This window comes from Streptomyces sp. MMG1533 (genome assembly GCF_001279775.1).
Lineage (GTDB): Bacteria > Actinomycetota > Actinomycetes > Streptomycetales > Streptomycetaceae > Streptomyces.
In genome coordinates this window covers 59,057-78,789 of record NZ_LGDG01000002.1, presented here as the reverse complement: position 1 = coordinate 78,789, position 19,733 = coordinate 59,057, and the positions used below count along the sequence as shown (strand labels likewise).

At 69.9% G+C, this 19,733-nt stretch carries 15 protein-coding genes and 1 pseudogene; 9 read left to right on the top strand and 7 right to left on the bottom strand.

The features are described 5' to 3' along the window. The 3 genes and pseudogenes from ADK57_RS50785 to ADK57_RS01710 all read left to right on the top strand — a co-directional run. A pseudogene (locus ADK57_RS50785) lies at positions 1-139 on the top strand (AraC family transcriptional regulator); the annotation flags it as partial. 10 nt (positions 140-149) lie between these two features. Further along, on the top strand, positions 150-563 hold the full coding sequence (locus ADK57_RS01715) for a VOC family protein (protein ID WP_053747510.1): 414 nt from the start codon (positions 150-152) through the stop codon (positions 561-563). A gap of 106 nt (positions 564-669) precedes the next feature. Next, on the top strand, positions 670-3,063 hold the full coding sequence (locus ADK57_RS01710; RefSeq protein WP_053747499.1) for an ATP-binding cassette domain-containing protein: 2,394 nt from the start codon (positions 670-672) through the stop codon (positions 3,061-3,063). 74 nt (positions 3,064-3,137) lie between these two features. On the opposite strand, the gene ADK57_RS01705 is transcribed toward ADK57_RS01710, so the two are convergent. The 4 genes from ADK57_RS01705 to ADK57_RS01690 form a co-directional block, all read right to left on the bottom strand. Further along, positions 3,138-4,094, bottom strand: a complete 957-nt coding sequence (locus ADK57_RS01705) for an MvdC/MvdD family ATP grasp protein (protein ID WP_053747498.1) — start codon at positions 4,092-4,094, stop codon at positions 3,138-3,140. A 13-nt stretch (positions 4,095-4,107) separates the two neighbouring features. Then, a complete protein-coding gene (tgmA, locus tag ADK57_RS01700) occupies positions 4,108-4,299 on the bottom strand; it encodes a putative ATP-grasp-modified RiPP (protein ID WP_053747497.1) in 192 nt (63 codons plus the stop codon). Between the two features lie 214 nt (positions 4,300-4,513). Next, positions 4,514-5,809, bottom strand: coding sequence for an LCP family protein (locus tag ADK57_RS01695; protein WP_078972890.1), 1,296 nt, complete (start codon positions 5,807-5,809; stop codon positions 4,514-4,516). Between the two features lie 15 nt (positions 5,810-5,824). Beyond that, entirely contained in the window at positions 5,825-7,927 is a 2,103-nt protein-coding gene (locus ADK57_RS01690) for a bifunctional polysaccharide deacetylase/glycosyltransferase family 2 protein (RefSeq protein ID WP_053747496.1), read from the bottom strand. 735 nt (positions 7,928-8,662) lie between these two features. On the opposite strand from ADK57_RS01690, the gene ADK57_RS01685 reads away from it, so the two are divergent. Together ADK57_RS01685 and ADK57_RS46500 are read left to right on the top strand one after the other, a co-directional pair. Continuing rightward, positions 8,663-9,994, top strand: a complete 1,332-nt coding sequence (locus ADK57_RS01685) for a ferric reductase-like transmembrane domain-containing protein (protein WP_053747495.1) — start codon at positions 8,663-8,665, stop codon at positions 9,992-9,994. Between the two features lie 44 nt (positions 9,995-10,038). Further along, positions 10,039-10,644, top strand: coding sequence for an FMN-binding protein (locus ADK57_RS46500; protein WP_063785910.1), 606 nt, complete (start codon positions 10,039-10,041; stop codon positions 10,642-10,644). A 28-nt stretch (positions 10,645-10,672) separates the two neighbouring features. On the opposite strand, the gene ADK57_RS01675 is transcribed toward ADK57_RS46500, so the two are convergent. From ADK57_RS01675 to ADK57_RS01665, 3 genes are all read right to left on the bottom strand, one after another. Beyond that, on the bottom strand, positions 10,673-10,999 hold the full coding sequence (locus ADK57_RS01675; RefSeq protein WP_053747508.1) for a GYD domain-containing protein: 327 nt from the start codon (positions 10,997-10,999) through the stop codon (positions 10,673-10,675). A 104-nt stretch (positions 11,000-11,103) separates the two neighbouring features. Further along, positions 11,104-12,576 carry an APC family permease gene (locus tag ADK57_RS01670; protein ID WP_053747494.1) on the bottom strand — a complete coding sequence of 491 codons (1,473 nt, stop codon included), beginning with the start codon at positions 12,574-12,576 and terminating at the stop codon, positions 11,104-11,106. 79 nt (positions 12,577-12,655) lie between these two features. Beyond that, positions 12,656-13,402 carry a FadR/GntR family transcriptional regulator gene (locus ADK57_RS01665; protein ID WP_053747493.1) on the bottom strand — a complete coding sequence of 249 codons (747 nt, stop codon included), beginning with the start codon at positions 13,400-13,402 and terminating at the stop codon, positions 12,656-12,658. Between the two features lie 335 nt (positions 13,403-13,737). Here ADK57_RS01665 and ADK57_RS01660 point away from each other — a divergent pair, with 335 nt between their 5' ends. The 4 genes from ADK57_RS01660 (at position 13,738) to ADK57_RS01650 (ending at position 19,381) form a co-directional block, all read left to right on the top strand. Next, positions 13,738-15,216: an amino acid permease gene (locus tag ADK57_RS01660; protein ID WP_199830454.1), complete on the top strand. Its 1,479-nt coding sequence runs from the start codon at positions 13,738-13,740 to the stop codon at positions 15,214-15,216. Positions 15,217-15,670: 454 nt separating this feature from the next. Continuing rightward, on the top strand, positions 15,671-18,118 hold the full coding sequence (locus ADK57_RS01655; RefSeq protein WP_053747492.1) for a SpoIIE family protein phosphatase: 2,448 nt from the start codon (positions 15,671-15,673) through the stop codon (positions 18,116-18,118). A 348-nt stretch (positions 18,119-18,466) separates the two neighbouring features. Beyond that, entirely contained in the window at positions 18,467-18,598 is a 132-nt protein-coding gene (locus ADK57_RS51920; protein WP_267890751.1) for a hypothetical protein, read from the top strand. A gap of 15 nt (positions 18,599-18,613) precedes the next feature. Continuing rightward, on the top strand, positions 18,614-19,381 hold the full coding sequence (locus ADK57_RS01650) for a DUF2637 domain-containing protein (protein WP_234389907.1): 768 nt from the start codon (positions 18,614-18,616) through the stop codon (positions 19,379-19,381). Positions 19,382-19,733 lie beyond the last annotated feature (352 nt).

Below are 19,733 nucleotides of genomic sequence, written 5' to 3'. Positions count from 1 at the left end.
CACGGAGCTGGTCGGCGTGCCGCCCAGCGTCTATCGGCGCGAGGCGGCGAGCGCGACGGCGGGGATGCCGTCCTGTGTGGCGAAACAGGTGACCAGACCGATCAGGAATCGAGAAGCGCCGACCGCGGGCCGCGCCTAGCGTGACTGCCATGAGCATCACCATTCACGCGAGCTTCCTCCCGCACGACGACCCGGAGGCCGCCCTGGCCTTCTACCGCGACACCCTCGGCTTCGAGGTCCGCAACGACGTCGGGTACCAGGGGATGCGCTGGATCACGGTCGGACCCGTGGACCAGCCCGGCACGTCCGTCGTCCTGCAACCGTCGGCCGCCGACCCCGGCGTCACCGAGGACGAGCGCCGCACCATCACCGAGATGATGGCCAAGGGCACTTATGCCGGCCTTCTCCTGGGCACCACCGACCTCGACGGCACGTTCGAGCGGATGCAGGCCGCCGACAGCGCCGAGGTCGTCCAGGAGCCGACCAACCAGCCGTACGGGGTTCGCGACTGCGCCTTCCGCGATCCCGCGGGCAACCTGATCCGCATCCAGGAGCTGCCCTGAGCCGTTCGGCGAGCGCGCCGGACGTACCGCTCGAAGCTTGGTCGGATCGAGCCAGGCGATGCCGGCGGAGCCGCGAAGGCGGCCCCGCGCAACAGATGGAGACACGATGAGCATGGCCAAGAGGACGGACGCGCAGTCGCCTGCGTCGCATGTTGCCGACAGCCACGATCTGATCCGCGTGCACGGCGCGCGCGTGAACAATCTCAAGGACGTCAGCATCGAGATCCCCAAGCGCCGGCTGACGGTTTTCACCGGTGTCTCCGGCTCGGGCAAGAGCTCACTGGTGTTCAGCACGATCGCCGCGGAGTCGCAGCGGATGATCAACGAGACCTACAGCACCTTCGTGCAGGGCTTCATGCCGACGCTCGCGCGGCCCGAGGTCGACGTACTCGAAGGGCTGACCACCGCGATCATCGTCGACCAGCAGCGGCTGGGTGCCGACCCCCGCTCCACGGTCGGCACCGTCACCGACGCCAACGCGATGCTGCGCATCCTCTTCAGCCGGCTCGGGAAGCCGCACATCGGCTCGCCGCAGGCGTTCTCCTTCAACGTCGCCTCGATCAGCGGAGCCGGTGCGGTCACCGTGGAGCGGGCCGGACGGAGTGTGAAGGAGCGTCGCGAGTTCAGCATCACCGGCGGCATGTGTCCGCGCTGCGAAGGCCGCGGCACGGTCTCCGACATCGACCTCACCCAGCTCTACGACGACTCCAAGTCGCTCGCCGAGGGCGCGTTCACCATCCCCGGCTGGAAGTCGGACAGCTTCTGGACGGTGCGGGTCTACGCCGAGTCGGGCCTCCTCGACCCGGACAAGCCGATCCGCAAGTTCACCAAGAAGGAGATGCAGGACTTCCTCTACCGGGAGCCGACCAAGGTGAAGGTCGAGGGCGTGAACCTCACCTACGAAGGGCTGATCCCGAAGATCCAGAAGTCGTTCCTCTCCAAGGACCGGGAGGCGATGCAGCCGCACATCCGGGCGTTCGTGGACCGGGCGGTCACCTTCACCGCCTGCCCCGAGTGCGACGGCACCCGGCTGAGCGAGGGGGCCCGGTCGTCGCGGATCGGCGGGACCAGCATCGCCGACGCGTGCGCGATGCAGATCAGCGACCTGGCCGAGTGGGTCCGGGGGCTCGACGAGCCGTCGGTCGCGCCGCTGCTCGCCAAGCTGCTGCACACCCTCGACTCGTTCGTCGAGATCGGGCTGGGCTACCTCGCCCTCGAGCGGCCCTCGGGCACGCTGTCGGGCGGCGAGGCACAGCGCGTCAAGATGATCCGCCACCTCGGCTCCGCGCTCACCGACGTGACGTACGTCTTCGACGAGCCCACCATCGGCCTGCACCCGCACGACATCCAGCGGATGAACGAGCTGCTGCTGCGGCTGCGCGACAAGGGCAACACGGTGCTCGTCGTCGAGCACAAGCCGGAGGCGATCGCGATCGCCGACCACGTCGTCGACCTCGGCCCCGGCGCCGGCACGGCGGGCGGCACCGTCTGCTTCGAGGGCACCGTCGAGGGGCTGCGCTCCGGCGGCACCATCACCGGCCGCCATTTCGACGACCGGGCCACCCTCAAGGAGACGGTACGGACGCCCAAGGGCACGCTGGAGATCCGCGGCGCCACCCGGCACAACCTCCAGGACGTCGACGTCGACATCCCGCTCGGGGTGCTGTGCGTGGTCACCGGCGTCGCCGGCTCCGGCAAGAGCTCGCTCGTGCACGGGTCGATCCCCGGCGGGGCGGGTGTGGTGTCGGTCGACCAGGGCGCGATCAAGGGCTCGCGACGGAGCAACCCGGCGACGTACACGGGACTGCTCGACCCGATCCGCAAGGCGTTCGCGAAGACCAACGGCGTCAAGCCGGCGCTGTTCAGCGCCAACTCCGAGGGCGCCTGCCCCACCTGCAACGGCGCCGGCGTCATCTACACCGACCTGGCGATGATGGCCGGCGTCGCCACCACCTGCGAGGAGTGCGAGGGGAAGCGGTTCCAGGCATCGGTGCTCGAATACCACCTCGGCGGCCGCGACATCAGCGAGGTGCTCGCGATGTCGGTGACCGAGGCCGAGGAGTTCTTCGGTTCAGGCGAGGCGCGCACGCCTGCCGCGCACGCCGTCCTCGGCCGGCTCGCCGACGTCGGGCTCGGCTACCTCAGCCTCGGCCAGCCGCTCACCACGCTCTCCGGCGGCGAACGGCAGCGGCTCAAGCTGGCCACCCACATGGCCGAGAAGGGCGGCGTCTACGTGCTCGACGAGCCGACCACCGGCCTCCATCTCGCCGACGTCGAGCAGTTGCTGGGCCTGCTCGACCGGCTCGTCGACTCCGGCAAGTCGGTCATCGTCGTCGAGCACCACCAGGCGGTCATGGCACACGCCGACTGGATCATCGACCTCGGCCCCGGCGCCGGCCACGACGGCGGCCGGATCGTCTTCGAGGGCACCCCGGCCGACCTCGTCACCGCCCGCTCCACCCTCACCGGCGACCACCTCGCGGCCTACGTCGGCACCTGACGGGGCTGCACCACTTGCCCTTCACGCCGGGCGGGAGCCGTGGGCCGAGCCCTGCCGACTCGCCGGGCGGCGTCTCACCGGGGGCTGTCGGGAACGCGGCGATCCCCTCCGCGCTGTGACAGCCACCGGGCGACCGCCTCCGAGATCGGCTGCCCGGCCTCCAGCTCGACGAAGCCGAACTGGCCACCCTGGTTGCACTCCAGGAACCACCAGAGGCCGTCCTCGTCCTCGGCGAAGTCGAAGGCGGCGTACGCGAGTCCGGCCAGACCGAGGTACGTGTGGACCGACTTGCCGATGCGTTCGGGCACCGGGACCGCTTCCCACGTGTGTTCGGTGTCGCCGAAGCGCCCGTCGATCTGGCCCGGCGCGGCCGCCTTCCGGGCGGCGAACAGCCGGGTGCCGACGCACGTGAGCCGGATGTCGGCACGCTTGGGTATGTACCGCTGCAACAGCGTGGGCCCGCCCGCGACGGCCGAGAAGTCCGCCTCGGGGCCGATCAGCGTGGTGGGGAGGGCCAGCGCCGGATCACCGGGCGGCGGACCCGAGGCGGACTTCACCACGACGTCCCGGTGTTCCCCGACGAACTGCCGTGCCACGCGCGGGGCGGTGGTGAAGACGGTCGGCGGCACGGCGAAGTCGCTGAGGTGGGCGATCCTCAACTGCCAGGGCTTCAGGCGTGCCTGCTCGGCGTTGCGCGGATGGTTCATCCACCGGGTGGGGGCCGAGTAGAGCACCCCGTACAGCGCCTGACGGGTCTCGGCGGTCAGCCACGGCGAGGGGTGCTCCGCATGTGCGGCAGGTTCGCCGGGTCTGCGCACCCACACGGAGCGCAGGCCGCGCATGCCGAGCACATGCCCGTTCACCGACAGGTGGCCGTCGAAGTCGCCGTCGGTGTAGTCGAAGGACAGCGCCGCCCGGCCCGGCAGGTCGGCGGGGTCCAGCCGCATCACGGGTGCTCCCATGTCGTGCAGCTTCGCCACCACCATGTCGGCGGTCACGTCTTCCTCCGACGTGAGGATCAACACGGTCATACGGTGCGGACCGTCAGTCGTCGAAGTGCGTCTGGGAGCCGGCTGTGGAGGTCGTCGTGCCGGCCGCCAGGAGAAGGACCGGGTCACTGACGGCCGGGCGGCCGTCGGGAAGCAGGTTCAGCTGACGCGACTCGTTGAATCGGTACTGCATCACCACGGTCGGACGCTGTTTGGGCAAGACGTAGTTGAGGGTGAACGGTCGCATTCGAGCCTCCATGATCACGGATTGCGCATTTGCAGTCACTATCGACACATCACGCGGAAAGTCATCACATCGCTCCACATCTCCTTCGAATCATCCGCACCATCTCCATCAACAGTCACAGCGAATCGCGGCTCGCAACTGTCACAGAAGCGAAGGCCGTGCAGGTGGGCGCCGCACCCTGCACGGCCGCGGCACGCGCCCTGCGGACGGCCGGTCAGCCCTTCTCCTCGAGGCTCACCGGCCGGTCGTTCCTCAGCTCGGTGAAGAGCCTCCTCGCCTTCGCCGTGTCCCACTTCACGGCACTGCCCTTGGACGTGCTGAAGCCGAGGTCGGACACGGGGACGTTGAGCTGCTTGCCGTGGCCGCCCGAGACGCTGCTCATCGCCCGGAACAGCGACACGAGGGTCGGCAGCTCCATGCCCTTGTCCACGACGAGGGTGTCCAGCCCCGCGCTCAGGGCGGGGTAGGTCCGGAACGGATCGAGTGCGGTGCCCGGTGCGGCTGCCTTGCGGGCGAGGGCGGAGAGGAACTTCCGCTGGTTCCTGGAGCGCCCCAGGTCCCCCTGCGCCTCCTGGTGCCTCTGGCGGACGAACGCCAGGGCCTCGGTGCCGTTCAGGTTGTGGCAGCCCTTCGCCAGGTTCTCTCCCGACTTCGGGTCCTTGATGTCCCGGTCCAGGCACATCTCCACACCGCCGACCGCGTCCACGACGCCGACGAACCCCGCGAAGCCGATCTCCGCGTAATGGTCGATCCGGACGCCGGTGTTCAGCTCGATGGTTCGGATGAGCAGTCGGGGCCCGCCCAGGGAGTAGGCCGCGTTCAGCTTGTTCTTCGACGGCCGGTAGTGCTTGCCGGTGTCCGGATCGACGTACGGCGGCAGGGTCAGCCAGGAGTCGCGCGGCAGGCTCACCATCGTGGTGCCGTGGGCGCCGGTGTGCAGGAGCATCATCGAGTCGGTGCGGCCGCCGCCGGCCGAGCCGGTGTGCAGATCCTTCCTGGCCTGCTCGGACAGTCCGTCACGGCTGTCGGAGCCCACGATGAGGTACGTGGTCCCCTTCCCCTGCGGCGGACGGTCCGTGACGCTGCCCAGGTCGACCGCCCTGGCGAGCCTGAAGTCGGCCCAGGCGTAGGTGCCCGCGCCGGTGAGGAGCAGTGCGCAGAGCAGGACTGCGAGCAGGCGGGCGATCCGCCGACGCCGGCTGGGACGCACCCAGGGGGGTCTGACACTGCGGCTGTGGCCACCGCCGCCGCCGTGGTGCCGGGTGTGGCCGCCGCCGCCGCCGACGCCGCTGTCCGGCTCGGCGGTGTGGCCGACGTACGGTTCCGCGATGCGGCCGGTGTACGGGCCGGTGTACGGCTCGGCGGTGTGGCCGCCGTACCGCCCGGTGGGCGCCTGAGGGGGAGCGCTGCTCCGGTGCCACACCTGCCCCGTGATCACGCGATGCCTCTGTGTCTCCCCGTCGGCGTGCTGCCGGCCGGTGCCGGACCACGTGTCCTGCCGGTCACTCATGGGCTCGACCACCCCTCATCCCCTCGATGACAGTTGTCCTGCGGCGACCGGTTGTCTGAGCTGCTCGGTGGCAGCAGTGCCGGACCGGTGCATGCGCTGCCACTTCAGCCGGGTGCCGAGCAGCAGGGCGACCACGGACTGGATGACGACCAGGTACATCAACTGCCGGTAGACGAACAGTTGCAGCGGCATCGACCACAGGGTCCGCAAGCGCTCGCCGTCGAGCCGCAACGCGTAAGCGGCGCAGATCAGCTGGACGGTGAGGAAGCCGAACCACACGCCGGCCGACCGCATGGGGTCGAGGAAGAGCGCCCCGTACACCGCGAAGAGGTCGACGACCGGAGCGAGCAGCGGCAGGGCCACCTGGAAGAGGGCCAGATAGGTCAGCCCGCGGCGGGCGAAGCGTCCGGCCGGGCCCAGTTCGACGACGGCTCCCCGGTGCTTCCACATCGCCTGGAGCGTGCCGTAGCACCACCGGTAGCGCTGCCGCCACAACTGCCCGAGTGAGGTGGGTACTTCGGTCCAGGCGACGGCCGACTCCTCGTAGACCACCCGCCAGCCGGCCCGCCACAGCGCCATCGTGAGGTCGGTGTCCTCGGCGAGGGTGTCCTCGCTGACCCCGCCGACGCCCATGAGCGCGTCCCGGCGGAAGGCACCGATGGCGCCGGGGACCGTCGGCATGCACTCCAGCACCTCGAACATCCGCCGGTCGAGGTTGAAGCCGAAGACGTACTCCAGGTGCTGCCATCTGCCAAGGAGCCCGCGCCGGTTGCCCACCTTGGTGTTGCCGCTGACCGCGCCGACGGCCGGATGCGCGAGGGGCTGGATGAGCCGGTGGAGGGCGTCGGCCTCGAAGACCGTGTCCGCGTCGACCATCACCACGACGTCGTAGGACGCGTTGGCCAGACCGGTGTTGAGCGCCGCCGCCTTGCCCGCGTTGGGCTGCCGGATCACCCGCACCCGGGGGTCGTTGATCCAGGTGGCGAGGTCCGCCGTCTGATCCGTCGAGCCGTCGTCGATCACGATGACCTCGAGGTGCCGATGGGTGGAGGCGAGCAGCGAATGGACGGTGGACTCGATGCCGGCCTCTTCGTTGTAGGCCGGAACGAGCACCGTCACGGGCGCGTTGACCTCCCGCAGCCGGGGCGCGCCGGTACGCAGGCGGGTGAGGCGCCGGACATGGGTGCGGGCGAAGACGGTCAGCAGCACCAGCCGCATGACGCCCAGCGCTCCGGCCACGGCCAGCACCCAGAGCATGGCGTGCGTGAACGCGTGACCGGCGGTCACGGCCCAGTTCAGCACCCTGCCCTGCCACCGCTCGCGCGTGGACACCCGGGTGTCGGCAGCGGGTATCCCGACCGCGTCCGTCACGGTGGTGAACCGCTCGGCGTGCGGGTTGCCGAGGAGCTTCCTGGTCTCCTGGTACGCCAGTTCCGTCTGACTGAACTGCCGGACCAGGCCGTGCGCCGGATCACGGTCCGGCCGGTTGGCGGCGACCAGGACGTAGCCGTCCGCGGCGGCGCTCCGGGCCGCCTTCCACTCGGCGCCGCACAACGTGTCCACCTGGGTGGTCAGCGGCATCCGCAGCAGGTTGGTGCGGATGCCCGCCGAGCCCGCGAGGGTCTGCTGGGTGAGCGTCAGTTCCATCGCCGAGCGGACGCTCGACGAGGAGCCGAGGTCGGCTCCCGTGTACGTGTTCGAGCCGATCTCGTGGCCCTCGTCGAGGATCCGCCGGATCAGGTCCGGATGGCGGGCCGCCTGGGCGCCGAACACGAAGAAGGTGGCGTGCGCATGATGCTCGCGCAGCAGGTCGAGCAGGCGCGGGGTCCACACGGGATCGGGTCCGCCGTCGTAGGTGAGCGCCACGGTGCGCGCGGGCACCGCGGCGGACGACACGTCGTCCCCGCTGATACGGCGCAGGACGGGGCCGCTCTCGTCCACGGCGGCCGGCACGGGCCTGGTGCACGGGCGCCGCGTCTTGGCGGCGTCCACCTCGTGGGTGGTCCACCCCTCGAAGAGCAGGGCGATGAAGATCACGGGAAGGGTCAGGGCGAGCAGCCGCCAGTGTCCGCGGGGGTCACGGGAACGGGCGTGCCGGCGTCGGGACGAGCGACTCACGCCACCGTCCCCGGAGTGACGTTGTTCACAGAGAAATCGACGGCTGTCCGGCGGGGGTCCGCGACCGCCGTGACCGCTCCGGGCCCGGTGCGGTCCGGCGACAGGAGGGCACCGACGGGGACGGCCGCCGCGGTGCCGGGCCGCGCCGGCACCTGTGCGGGTCTGCCGGTGCGGCCTCGCCGAACAGCCGCCGTCCTGCGTATCCCCGCCCTGCGCACAAGGCTCTGCCCAGGTCCGTACCCGAGGCCACGAAGAGCGCACGTCGGCCCGCACGTCGGCCCGCACGTATCGGCGGAGGGCGTCGGTCCGGCAGTACGGACCGAATGTGCGGCCGTACGCCGCACGGTCTTCACATGCTGGGCGAATGCGTTGGCATCCAATGAACGGTGAGGAGTTTTCTGCTGGTTTGTGTTCCGGCCGAGCTCTTGCATGGGCGGCGAGTGTAGCCACAGCCGATACCGCGGGTGTGTCCGAAACGGACCGGGCGGCCACCGCACCGCAGCGACTGTGACGCTGAGCCCGGTCGGTGCGCTGGACTGGGTAGGTGCGGGGAAGTGTGTCCTCACGCGCCTCTCGCGCCCCTGTTTCCGGAGCGGATCTTCCGGAGCCGCATCCTCCCTGCACCGATGGTTTTCAGCCATCCGTCCGGTGTACGGTGCCGGGTCACCGAGGCAAACAGAGGGAAGAACACCCTTGACGACGATCCAGCACAGCCGGGCGGGAAGACGGCAGGCCATGCGTCGGATCCGGCCCCGGCGTTCGCCCGCGGCGCCCCTGCTGGTGCTCTTCTGGGCGGGTATGGCCGCCGTGCTGTGGCTGTGGTGGCACAACACCCCCGCCGTCGCCGCGACCACCGCCGACCGGCTGGTGAACGCGGGCCGGATCACCGGGCTGCTCGCCGGCTATGCGATCGCCCTGGTGATCGCCCAGATGGCGCGCGTCCCGGCCCTCGAACGCCGGGTCGGATCCGACCGCGTGGTGCGCTGGCACGCCAGGAGCGGCCGCTACGCCCTGTCGCTCACCCTCGCCCACGTCGTGCTGATCCTGTACGGATACGCGCTGCAGGCGGACACCGGCATCGTGGCGCAGACGGTCTTGGTCGTCACCGACTACCCGAGGATGATCGAAGCGGCCGTCGGCACGCTGTTGCTGCTCCTGGTGGGCTTCGTGTCCGCCGGTGCCGTACGCCGCCGTATGCGCTACGAGCTCTGGTACTACCTGCACCTGCTCACCTATGCCGCGGTCTACCTCGCCTTCTGGCACCAACTCGCCACGGGAGTCGAGTTCGTCGGCGACGCCACCGCCCGTACGGCCTGGTACGCCCTGTACGTCACGGTCGGCGCCCTGCTGCTGTGGTACCGCGTGCTCACCCCGGTGCGGCTCAACCTCCGGCACCGCATGCGGGTCGAATCGGTCGTGCAGGAGGCGCCCGGTGTGGTGTCCGTGCTGATCCGAGGCCGGCGGCTGCACCGTCTGGGCGCCGAGGCGGGGCAGTTCTTCCGCTGGCGGTTCCTCACCAAGGGGCTGCGGTGGAGCGCCAACCCGTACTCGCTGTCGGCGCCACCCCGCCCCGACCTGCTGCGGATCACCGTCAAGGCCGTCGGCGAGCACAGCGCGGCGCTGGCCGGGCTGGCGCCGGGCACGCGCGTGTGGGCGGAGGGCCCGTACGGGGCGATGACCGCCGCTCGCCGCAGCCGCGGCAAGGTGCTGCTGCTCGCGGGCGGCGCCGGTATCACGCCGCTGCGGGCCCTGTTCGAGACGCTGCCCGGCGCGCCCGGTGACCTGACCCTGCTCTACCGGGCCCGCACGCCCGAGGAACTCGCGCTGCGGGACGAACTGGAGGCGATCGCGGACGAACGGGGGGCGCAACTGCTGTACGCGGTGAACAGCCCGGACGGCAGGCGACCGGCGATCACCGCGAAGATGTTGCGCAGGATCCTGCCGGACATCGCCCGGCACGACGTGTACCTGTGCGGGCCGTCGGGGCTGGCCGAGGAGTCGTACGCCGCACTCCGCGAGGCAGGTGTCCCGCACCGCCGCATCCACCACGAGTCCTTCGAGTTCTGAGGAAGGCCTGTGACGACCAGCACTCCTGATGCGCTGAGGATCCCGTGAGGAAGAAACACCCGTTCCGCCACGCGCTGCTGGCCACGGTCGGCACCGTCTCCGGCATCGTGCTGCTGCTCGCTCTCAAGCCGACCACGGACCCGTCGCTCGCCCGGCCGGCCACCTCCGCGCCCGCGATCACGTCGGACGCCGCCGCGTCCCCCTCCCCCTCGGCGTCTTTGCACTCCCCGTCCGTGTCGGCCTCGCCGTCGAAGACGCCGGAGAGGAAGCGCACCCCGTCCTCCTCCCCGAGCGCGTCACCGTCGCACCCCGTGGCAGCCGCCCCCACGAAGACCAGCAGCGCCCCGTCTGCCCCGGACACCACCTCGGCCGCACCCACCACCCGCTCCGTCACCGGCGTCACGGCCCAGACGAAGTACGGTCCGGTCCAGGTGCGGATCACCCTCACCGGGGGCAGGATCACCGGCGCGAACGCTGTGCAGTACCCCGAGGAGACGGCGCGGAGCGAGAACATCTCCTCCACGGCCGTCCCCAAGCTCAACCAGGAGACCCTGGAGGCACAGAGCGCGGACATCGACACGGTGTCCGGCGCCACGTACACCAGCGCGGGCTACAAGCAGTCCCTGCAGAGCGCCCTCGACCGGGCCTGAACCCGGTCGCCGCAACCGATCCGGACCGCTACGCGCCAGGAGCCCGGTACTGGATGTGCTCGGCCGTGCTCAGGGCCTTCATCGTGTCACCGACGGTCAGGAGAACCGTCGTCTCGAACGAGCTGAGCGCGCCGCCCCCGCTGATCGCCAGCGCGACCGCGGCCATGGACACGTTGTCCGGAGCCTCCCACAGGTTGTAGCCGTCGTGCGTGCCGAAGGCGTACCAGAAGCCGTGGAGCTTCCCGCCGACGGACTCGATGTACGACTGAGCGGCCTGTGCGCGGTCCTCCGGGTGGTCGATCAGCCGCGCCCAAGTCTCCGGCGTGTAGCTGAACCGCGATAGATAGAGCGGCATCATGTCTCCCTTTCGGTCCCTCAAGGGATGCCCCCGCGGGCGGGAAACGCGCCGCCCGCGGCCCACATGTCCCCCGAACGGCCGGGACGGCGCACGACGAAGGTTCACTCCGCGTCGGCGACGACGGAACCGACGCGTTCGGCCAGAGTCGGGTCGCGGCGGACCAGGAGCGTCGCGTAGCCGATGGCGGCGAGCAAGGTGGCCAGTGCCGCGTAGGGGAACCAGCTGTACGGCGCGGGCTGTCCGGGCTTGGCGAGGTAGTAGAGCGGAACCAGGATGGCCAGGGCGCCGATCGCGGGCAGCACCAGGTGCCGGACCGTGCGGAACTCCTGCGGACGGTACCGGCGGTAGTACAGCGGCAGGGCGATGTTGGACGCGAGGTAGACCAGCAGGATCAGGATGGCGCCCAGGCTCGAGGACTCGGTGAAGAAGACCACGGGGTTCATCGAGCCGCCGTCCGACCCGAGCAGATGACCCAGGCCCCACCCGCAGATGATCAGCAGCGCGGTGGCGGTGAAGGTGACGATCGCGTTGGTCGGCGTACGGCGGGTGGGGTGCACGTAGCCGAAGAAGGAGGGGAGCAGCCCCTCGCGGCCGGCGTTGAACACCAGGCGGGCCTGGGAGTTGATGCCCGCGATCAGTACCCCGAGGGTGGAGGTCAGGCCCCCGACGTAGGCGAGGAACGCCAGCGCTCCGAGCGTGTGATGGGCGACGTCGACGAAGGGGATGCGGGCGGCGCCGAGCTTTGCGACGTCGTAGTCGAAGCCGGTCACCGTGGCGTAGGAGAAGAGGATGTAGCTGACCGTCATGATCGCGACGGAGAAGAACACGGCGCGGCCGACGTTGCGCCGCGGGTTCTCCGTCTCCTCCGCCAGCGCCGCCGAGTTCTCCCAGCCGATGAACAGGTACACGGCCAGCGGGAAGCCTGCCGCCAGACCGCTGAAGCCGTGGCTGATGTGGCCGGGCAGGAACGGGTCCACGGAGAGGTGGCCGCGGTGTTCGACGATCGCCGCGACCGAGACCACGACCAGCACCAGCATCTCCACGCCGAAGAAGTAGCCGGCCCACTTGGTGGAGACCACCACCCCGCGCAGCATCAGCACCACCGCGACGCCGGTCAGCAGCAGCGTCCAGATGATCCACGGCAGGTCGACGCCGGTGTAGTGGTGCAGGGTGATCTGTACGAACCCGCCCGAGATCGCGATGACGGAGGCCATCGCGATGATGTAGCCGAGTCCGGCCAGCAGGGCCGTGGTCACCGCGCTGACCGGCCCGAACGTCTTGCCGACGAAGGTGATGAAGCTGCCCGCCGAGGGGTGGGCCCGGGAGAACTGGGCGAGCGTGTTGCCAAGGAGCGCGACCGCGACACCCGCGGCGGTGATGGTGAGCGGGGACGCGATACCCGCGGTGGTGCCGAGGAAGGCGAAGCCGAAGAAGAAGCTCATGGCCGGGCCGACGTTGGCCATCGTGGCGGCGGCGATGTCCGCCATGCCGAGAACGCCGGCGCGCAGGCGCTGGGGCGTGCCGCCCACGGGGCCCGACGTCGACGACGGGCCGACGGCTCCGGGGTCCGACATGGCGGCAGCTCCTTATGCGGTGTGGCGTCGCAAGGGGTGAGTGAGCGGGGTGTCGGCACTCGGGGTGCGCGAGGGGGCGTCAGTCCGAGTGGGCGGGCTGGTGCGTCCGGTGGTGTGCCTTCACTGCCCGCACGGCCGGGTCCATCGCGCCACGGCCCAGTTCGGCGAGTATGTCGGCGTGGCAGCGGTTGCGCGCCCGTACGACCGCGGGCGTAGGAGCGGGCAGCAGCAGGCACAGCCGACCGAGCAGGTCGGCGGCGAACTCGCGGATTCCGGCGCCGCCGAGTGCCTCCGCGAGGTCGAGATGGAACCGCGTCTCCAGTTCGAGCAGTCGGGCCGGGTCGTCGGTCACGTCCATCTCGTCGACCAGTGTCCGCAGCCCATCGAGGTGATCGGCCGGGACCTCGCCCGCACTGTGCGCCACGAGGCCGCACTCGAGCAGCAGGTGGAAGGCGTCCAGCGAGGCCGCCTCGTCGGCGTCGTGCATGAGAGCGACGACCGCGTCCCAGCCCGGTGCGACGAAGGTCCCGCCCGCCCGGCCGCGTCGGCGGTCGAGCAAGCCGTCCTGGCACATCCCCTCCAGCGCGCGGCGGACGGTGATCTCACTGATCCCCAGCTCCTCGGCGAGGACGCCGGCGTCCGGCAGCCGGTCTCCCGGTGACACGGACTTCAGGCGCACCCGCAATGCGATCCGTGACCGGACGAGTTCCGATCCCGTCTGACCCCCGCCGGGAAGGACCCGGGCGTCCAGCAACCCGGCGACCGACCCCGGCCGCGCCGGCCCTGGCTGGCTGTAGGGCCCGAACTTGCCCGCTGGATTCACCACGACGCCACCCTAACGGCCTGCTGAGCGGGGTCACGGGCCGCGGCGACACCGTCCGCACCGGTGGTTCTCGCGACCTTGCCGCGGTGTTGTGTGCATGAGGGCTCCCACGGGGGCCGGAACACGGGGGACGACGCGGCAGCCCTACGGAGCAGCAGTTCCGCGCTGCACGAAAAATAGAGCACGGTGAACATTTAAACAAGCCTTGTTCTTTTGGATCGTAGTGAACTAATTTCCCGTCCCACGGCACTCGTCCCCCGTCGGTGCAGCCGCGCGGTCACCACCGCCCCGGCTCGCCGACGTATGTCCTCGTCCGCCCTCCCTCCATGGATGTCGAGATGACCACACGTCCCCCGCTCCCCACCGATGATCCGTCGACCACCTCTGGCGCCACTCCCGGCACCGAAAGCACCGCCCCGGCAGGATCCTCCGGCCTGCAAGCCGGACTGAAGAACCGTCACCTGTCGATGATCGCCATCGGCGGTGTCATCGGCGCCGGCCTGTTCGTCGGCTCCGGCTCCGGCATCGCCGCCGCGGGCCCCGGCATCCTCATCTCCTACGGGCTCGTCGGAGTCCTCGTCGTCCTCGTCATGCGCATGCTCGGCGAAATGGCCGCGGCGAACCCCACGTCCGGCTCGTTCTCCGCCTACGCGGATCGTGCGCTGGGCCGCTGGGCCGGATTCACGATCGGCTGGCTGTACTGGTTCTTCTGGGTCGTGGTGCTCGCGGTCGAGGCGACCGCCGGAGCCAAGATCCTGGCCGGCTGGATCCCGGCGGTCCCGCAATGGGGCTGGGCCCTGATCGTCATGATCGTCCTCACCGCCACCAACCTGGTCTCGGTCAGCTCCTACGGCGAGTTCGAGTTCTGGTTCGCCGGCATCAAGGTCGTCGCCATCGGCGCGTTCATCGTGATCGGCGCCCTCGCGATCTTCGGCCTGCTGCCCGGCTCGGACCACCCGACGACCGGCTTCTCCAACCTGACCGCGCACGGGGGATTCCTGCCGAACGGCCCCGGGGCCATCCTCACCGGCGTCCTGATGGTGGTCTTCTCCTTCATGGGCAGCGAGATCGTCACCCTGGCGGCCGGCGAGACGGCGGACCCGCAGGGCGCGGTCACGAAGGCCACCAACAGCGTGATCTGGCGGATCGCGGTGTTCTACCTGGGCTCGATCCTGATCGTGGTGTCGCTGCTGCGCTGGGACGACCCGGCCATCCTCAAGGACGGCTCCTACGTCGCCGCACTGAGCTCCATCGGCATCCCGCACGCGGCCCAGATCATGAACGCCATCGTGCTGACCTCCGTGCTGTCCTGTCTCAACTCCGGCCTGTACACCGCGTCGCGGATGGCGTTCTCCCTCGGCCGGCGCAGCGACGCCCCGGCCGCCTTCGGTCGCACGACGGGTCGCGGTGTACCGCGGTCGGCCATCCTGGCCTCGGTGGTCTTCGGCTTCGTCGCGGTCGCCTTCAACTACCTGTGGCCGGACACGGTCTTCCAGTTCCTGCTCAACTCCTCCGGTGCGATCGCCCTGTTCGTCTGGCTGGTCATCTGCTTCTCCCAGCTGCGGATGCGCAAGATCGTCCAGCGGGAGGCGCCCGAGAAGCTCGTCGTCAAGATGTGGCTCTACCCCTACCTCACCTGGGCCACCATCGCCCTGATCACGTTCGTCCTGGGCTACATGCTGACCGACACCGCCGAGGGCGGCGGCCGTGAGCAGGTGGTCCTGTCCACCCTGGTCGCCGTGGGCGTGGTGGCCGTCGCCCTGGTCCGCGAGCGGCTGGGCCGGAACAGGAAGCACAGCACCGTCACCCCCTCATAGGGGCGGCGGGCGGCCGGCCCGCAAGGCGTGAGCAGCCCGCAGCCGTGCCCCTCCGGCACGCAGTCAGTCCCGTCACGTCCCCCGGCGGTCGGTCCGCCGCCGGGGGGCGTGGCATCCATGGTCTGCCCGGCAGGGCACCCGCCGGCAGAGTCGGACAGCTGAAGCCCGAAGTGCTGCCGACCGTGCGGCGAGAGGCGGTGGCGGGGCGTTGAGCTGGGGCTTTCACGTTTCGATGAGTGGCCTCCCGGAGCCACGTGCCCTGTGCCCTCGTAGTCAGGTACGCGGCCGTTTCGGTGCGGCACTCTCTTCCGTGCCGCCCGTCGACCTGCGGGTGCGCGCGAGGAGAGTTACAAGTGAGAAAGGAGCCCAAGCGACGGATACGACGTTTTCGCCGCCCCGCGGTCTCTGCCGAGTCTCCCCAGCCCCGAAAGCCCGGGGGCAGGATGGGCGATGAATGGACATGGAGAATGCCGGCCCTCTCGGAAACGGCCTCGATCAGCTTCCGGATCAGGGCACCTCGGCCACGGCGGTAGTCGACGCGCGGGGGATCGTGACGGGGTGGAGTTCCGGCGCACAGCGGTTGCTCGGATACCCGTACGAGGACGTCGTAGGGCGTTCCGCGGCACGTCTGCTCGGCGGGAACGCCGACGTCATGGTGGATCTCTCCGCGGTTCTCGAGGGACGAGGCGGGTCGACCCCGCTGCGGCACCAGGACGGCCACCCCCTGGAAGCCGAGTTGCAGGCGTACGCGTCACTCGACCGCGAGGGCAACGCACAGTGGCTCATCGTGGCCACGTCGCCACCGCAGCCGCGTCCGCATCGGGGGCCACGTCCACACAAGGACGAGGCGACGACAGAGGAAGCCTTCGCGCAGTGCCACCTGCCTGTGATGATCTACGACGCCGAGTTGCGTGCCTTGCGGGGGAGCGCCGGCGCGGTCCGCGAACTGGGCCTCACGGAGGAGCAGATTCGCGGTCGGCGCGTCACCGACATCCTGCCTCCCCACATCTGCACCACGGTCGAAGAGGGCATGCGCCGGGTGTTCGCGACGGGAGAACCGGAGCGGTTCCAGGTGCACGGCCGGCCGCGGCGCGGAGCCCACGACAGATACTGGGCCGTATCGGTGTCCCCCCTGAGGAACCCGGCAGGACAGGTGCGACACGTGCAGCTCATCGCGCTCGACGTCACCGAACAGCACCGGGCCCGCGAGCGGCTCGTCCTGCTGAACGACGTCAGCGCGCAGGTGGGCAGCACCCTCGACGTGATGCGCACGGCCCAGGAGATGGCCGACGTGGCGGTGGGGCGGCTCGCCGACTTCATCAGCATCGACCTGCTGGACGGGCTGTTCCGCGGCGTCGAGCCCAGGCCGTCCCCCACAGGCTCCGTCGCGCTGCGCCGTGCCGCGCAGCGGTCCGTCCTGCCCGGCACCCCCGAGTCGGTGGTCCAGCCGGGCGAGGTGGACTACTACCCGGAATCCTCGCCCCCCGCCCGCTGCCTGAACACGGGCCGTTCGTCGCTGCACCGCACCCTGGACGAAGCCATCCGGAGCTGGCAGGCCGCCGACCCCGTGCGCGCGGGCAAGGTCCGCGACTTCGGGATGCATTCGATCATGGTCATCCCGCTGCGCGCCCGTGGCATCACGCTCGGCGTGGCCGTACTCGTCCGCCACCACCGCCGGGCCTCCTTCGACGAGGACGATCTGCTCCTCGCCGAGGAGATCGCCGCACGCGCTGCCGTGGCCGTGGACAACGCCCGGCGCTTCACCCGCGAGCGGACCACCGCCCTGGCCCTGCAACGAAGCCTGCTGCCACAGCGGCTCCCCGCCCATGAGGCCGCGGAGGTGGCCTACCGCTATCTCCCTGCCCGGTCCCGGGCAGGGCTGGGCGGCGACTGGTTCGATGTGATCCCGCTGTCGGGCGCCCGGGTCGCCCTGGTCGTCGGAGACGTGGTGGGCCACGGCCTGCGCGCCTCCGCCACCATGGGGCGGCTGCGGACCGCGGTACGCACGCTGGCGGACGTCGACCTTCCCCCCGAGGAGCTCCTCGTCCATCTCGACGACCTGATCACCCACCTCAGGGCGGAAGAGGACACGGCAACGGATCCCGAGCTCGAGATCGTCACCGATCTCGTCGCCACCTGTCTGTATCTGGTCTACGACCCCGTCTCGCGCCGCTGCGCCGCCGCCGGCGCGGGCCACCCCCCGCCCGCCGTGGTCACGCCCGACGGCAAGGCCGAGTTCATCGATCTTCCCGCCGGCCCGCCGCTGGGAGTGGGCGGGCTGCCTTTCGAGGCGGTCGAATGGGAAGTGCCCCGAGGCAGCCTCCTCGTGCTGTACACGGACGGCCTCGTCGAGGTCCCCGAGCACGACCTCGGCAGGGGCATGGCGCTGCTGCGCCGGTGCCTGGAGCGACCCGCTCACTCGCTGGAGGCCACCTGCGACGACCTGGTCCGGAGTCTGCTCCCCGCACAGCCGTCGGATGATGTCGCACTGCTCATCGCCCGCACCCGGGCCCTCGATGCGGGCCAGGTGGCCACCTGGGATCTGCCCTCCGACCCCGCCGCCGTGGCCGACGCCCGCGACAAGGTCGCCCGGTGTCTCGCGGACTGGGGACTGCACGAGGTGGTCTTCACCGCCGAGCTGGTGGTGAGCGAACTGGTCACCAACGCGATCCGGTACGGCACCCCTCCCGTTCAGCTGCGCCTGATCCGCGACACCGCGCTCATCTGCGAGGTCTCCGACGGCAGCAGCACCGCCCCGCACATGAGGCGAGCGCGGATGTTCGACGAGGGCGGGCGCGGCCTGCTGCTCGTCGCTCAGTTCGCCGAACGCTGGGGCACACGCCACCGGGCCGGAGGGAAGTCGATCTGGGCGGAGATCGGCGTTCAGGACGAGCGCTCATGACGGTGCCCGCGCCTCACCTGCTGGTCGGTGAATCCTATTTACTACCAGGAGATTTGAGAAGACAACCCGCTCGAACCATAACGTGCGGAGTGCGGCGCGGATGACATTAATTAAGAAACGCTCTACTCGTTTTCCCGACGCCAGGGTCACTCATTTGCCGCGCATCTGGAGGAGAGGGAACGGCGTTAGCGGTACATGACGAAAGCAAGGTCCCATGGCTTGCCTCACCGCGGCGCCTGGAAGGATGAGCTGCCTGCGACGCGCGATGTGGCAGCGGGGAAATACACTTACCTGCCTGGTGTGGCACGCTCGGCGCTTGAGCCGCGTGGCATCTTGCACGGGGACGGCGTGCGGGTCGAACTCCAGGTCACCGACTCACTGCTCCGCGAGTTCCTCGCGCTGCTGGAGACGGCCCAGGAGGAACTCAATCGGCGGTGGAACGACCAGGAAAAGTCCGGCTGTCACGCGGACCGCGCGTGACGGGGGCGAATTTCCGTGAATCACGACTATGTAGATCCCTCTGTGCCGCGTGAATGGTATTCCGACGCACACCCCTATGGCTCGGGCACCGGCTGGCACGGTAGTCCTGTCGACGCCGTGCACTCGGGGGCCCCGTTGGTACCCCCCGACTCGGGCTGGGACCCGGTTGAGGAACTTGCCTATCTCTTGCAGGAGGCTGTTCCGGCGGAGCAGGCTGCCGTGGTGCCGCAGCCTCGCAGCGAGTCGTCGTCCGGTGCCGACTTCACCGACCCGATGGAGAACCTGGCACAGATCACTGCTCAGTTGCCGCCCATCCGACGCTCTTCCGGCGGGCATCGGAAGAGTCGAGTCCAAAAAATCCGACTCAAGTGGTTGCAGACCGGCAGCTTCGTCATCGTCGCATTCGTTGCCGTCATCGTGGCGATGGTCAGTGTTTTCGGCGGCATGGTGGCCTACGAGCCTCTGCAGAACATCCCGGCCGGTACGAAGAGCGGGACGTTCCCTCAGTGGCCTCTTCTCGTGTACGGCCCCTGGATGGTGGCTTCTCTCTCCATCCTGCGAACTGCCTTGCATCAGCGCCGAGCTTTGCACTCATGGTTCATCGTTCTGCTGTTTTCCTCTGTCGCGGTAATGCTGTGCGTAGCTCAGGCCGACCGGACCTTCACCGGTATCGCCGGGGCCGCCCTGCCCGCCGTCGCGTCCCTGGCATGCTTCCAGCAACTCGTCCGACAAATCACCTTGACGATGCCACCGCGACAGAGGTCGCCCCGTCACCGCCAGTAGCGCCACGCGCACCGGTCGTGCATGACCGCTCGCGTTGATGCCGGAAGTGGATGCCGAAGGCCCCGGACCGTGATCGGTCCGGGGCCTTCGGCATGGCGGGACCAAGGTAATTTTCATCTTCTGTCACTTGTGCTGCCCGAGGCTGCACCCCGTCAGATGCCAGACGAGTCCGCCGGCGCAGGTCGCCGTCCCGGATCCGGCGCAGCCCATGCCGGAACCCGGACCGCGATCTCTCCGTCTTCCCACGTCGAGCGGGCTGCTCGTCGTGAGGGAGAAAGCGGCCCCGACCGGAAGGTGGTGGGAGAACCCCGCCCTGACCTTTAACCAAAAATATAGGAAATCGGCCGAAAAT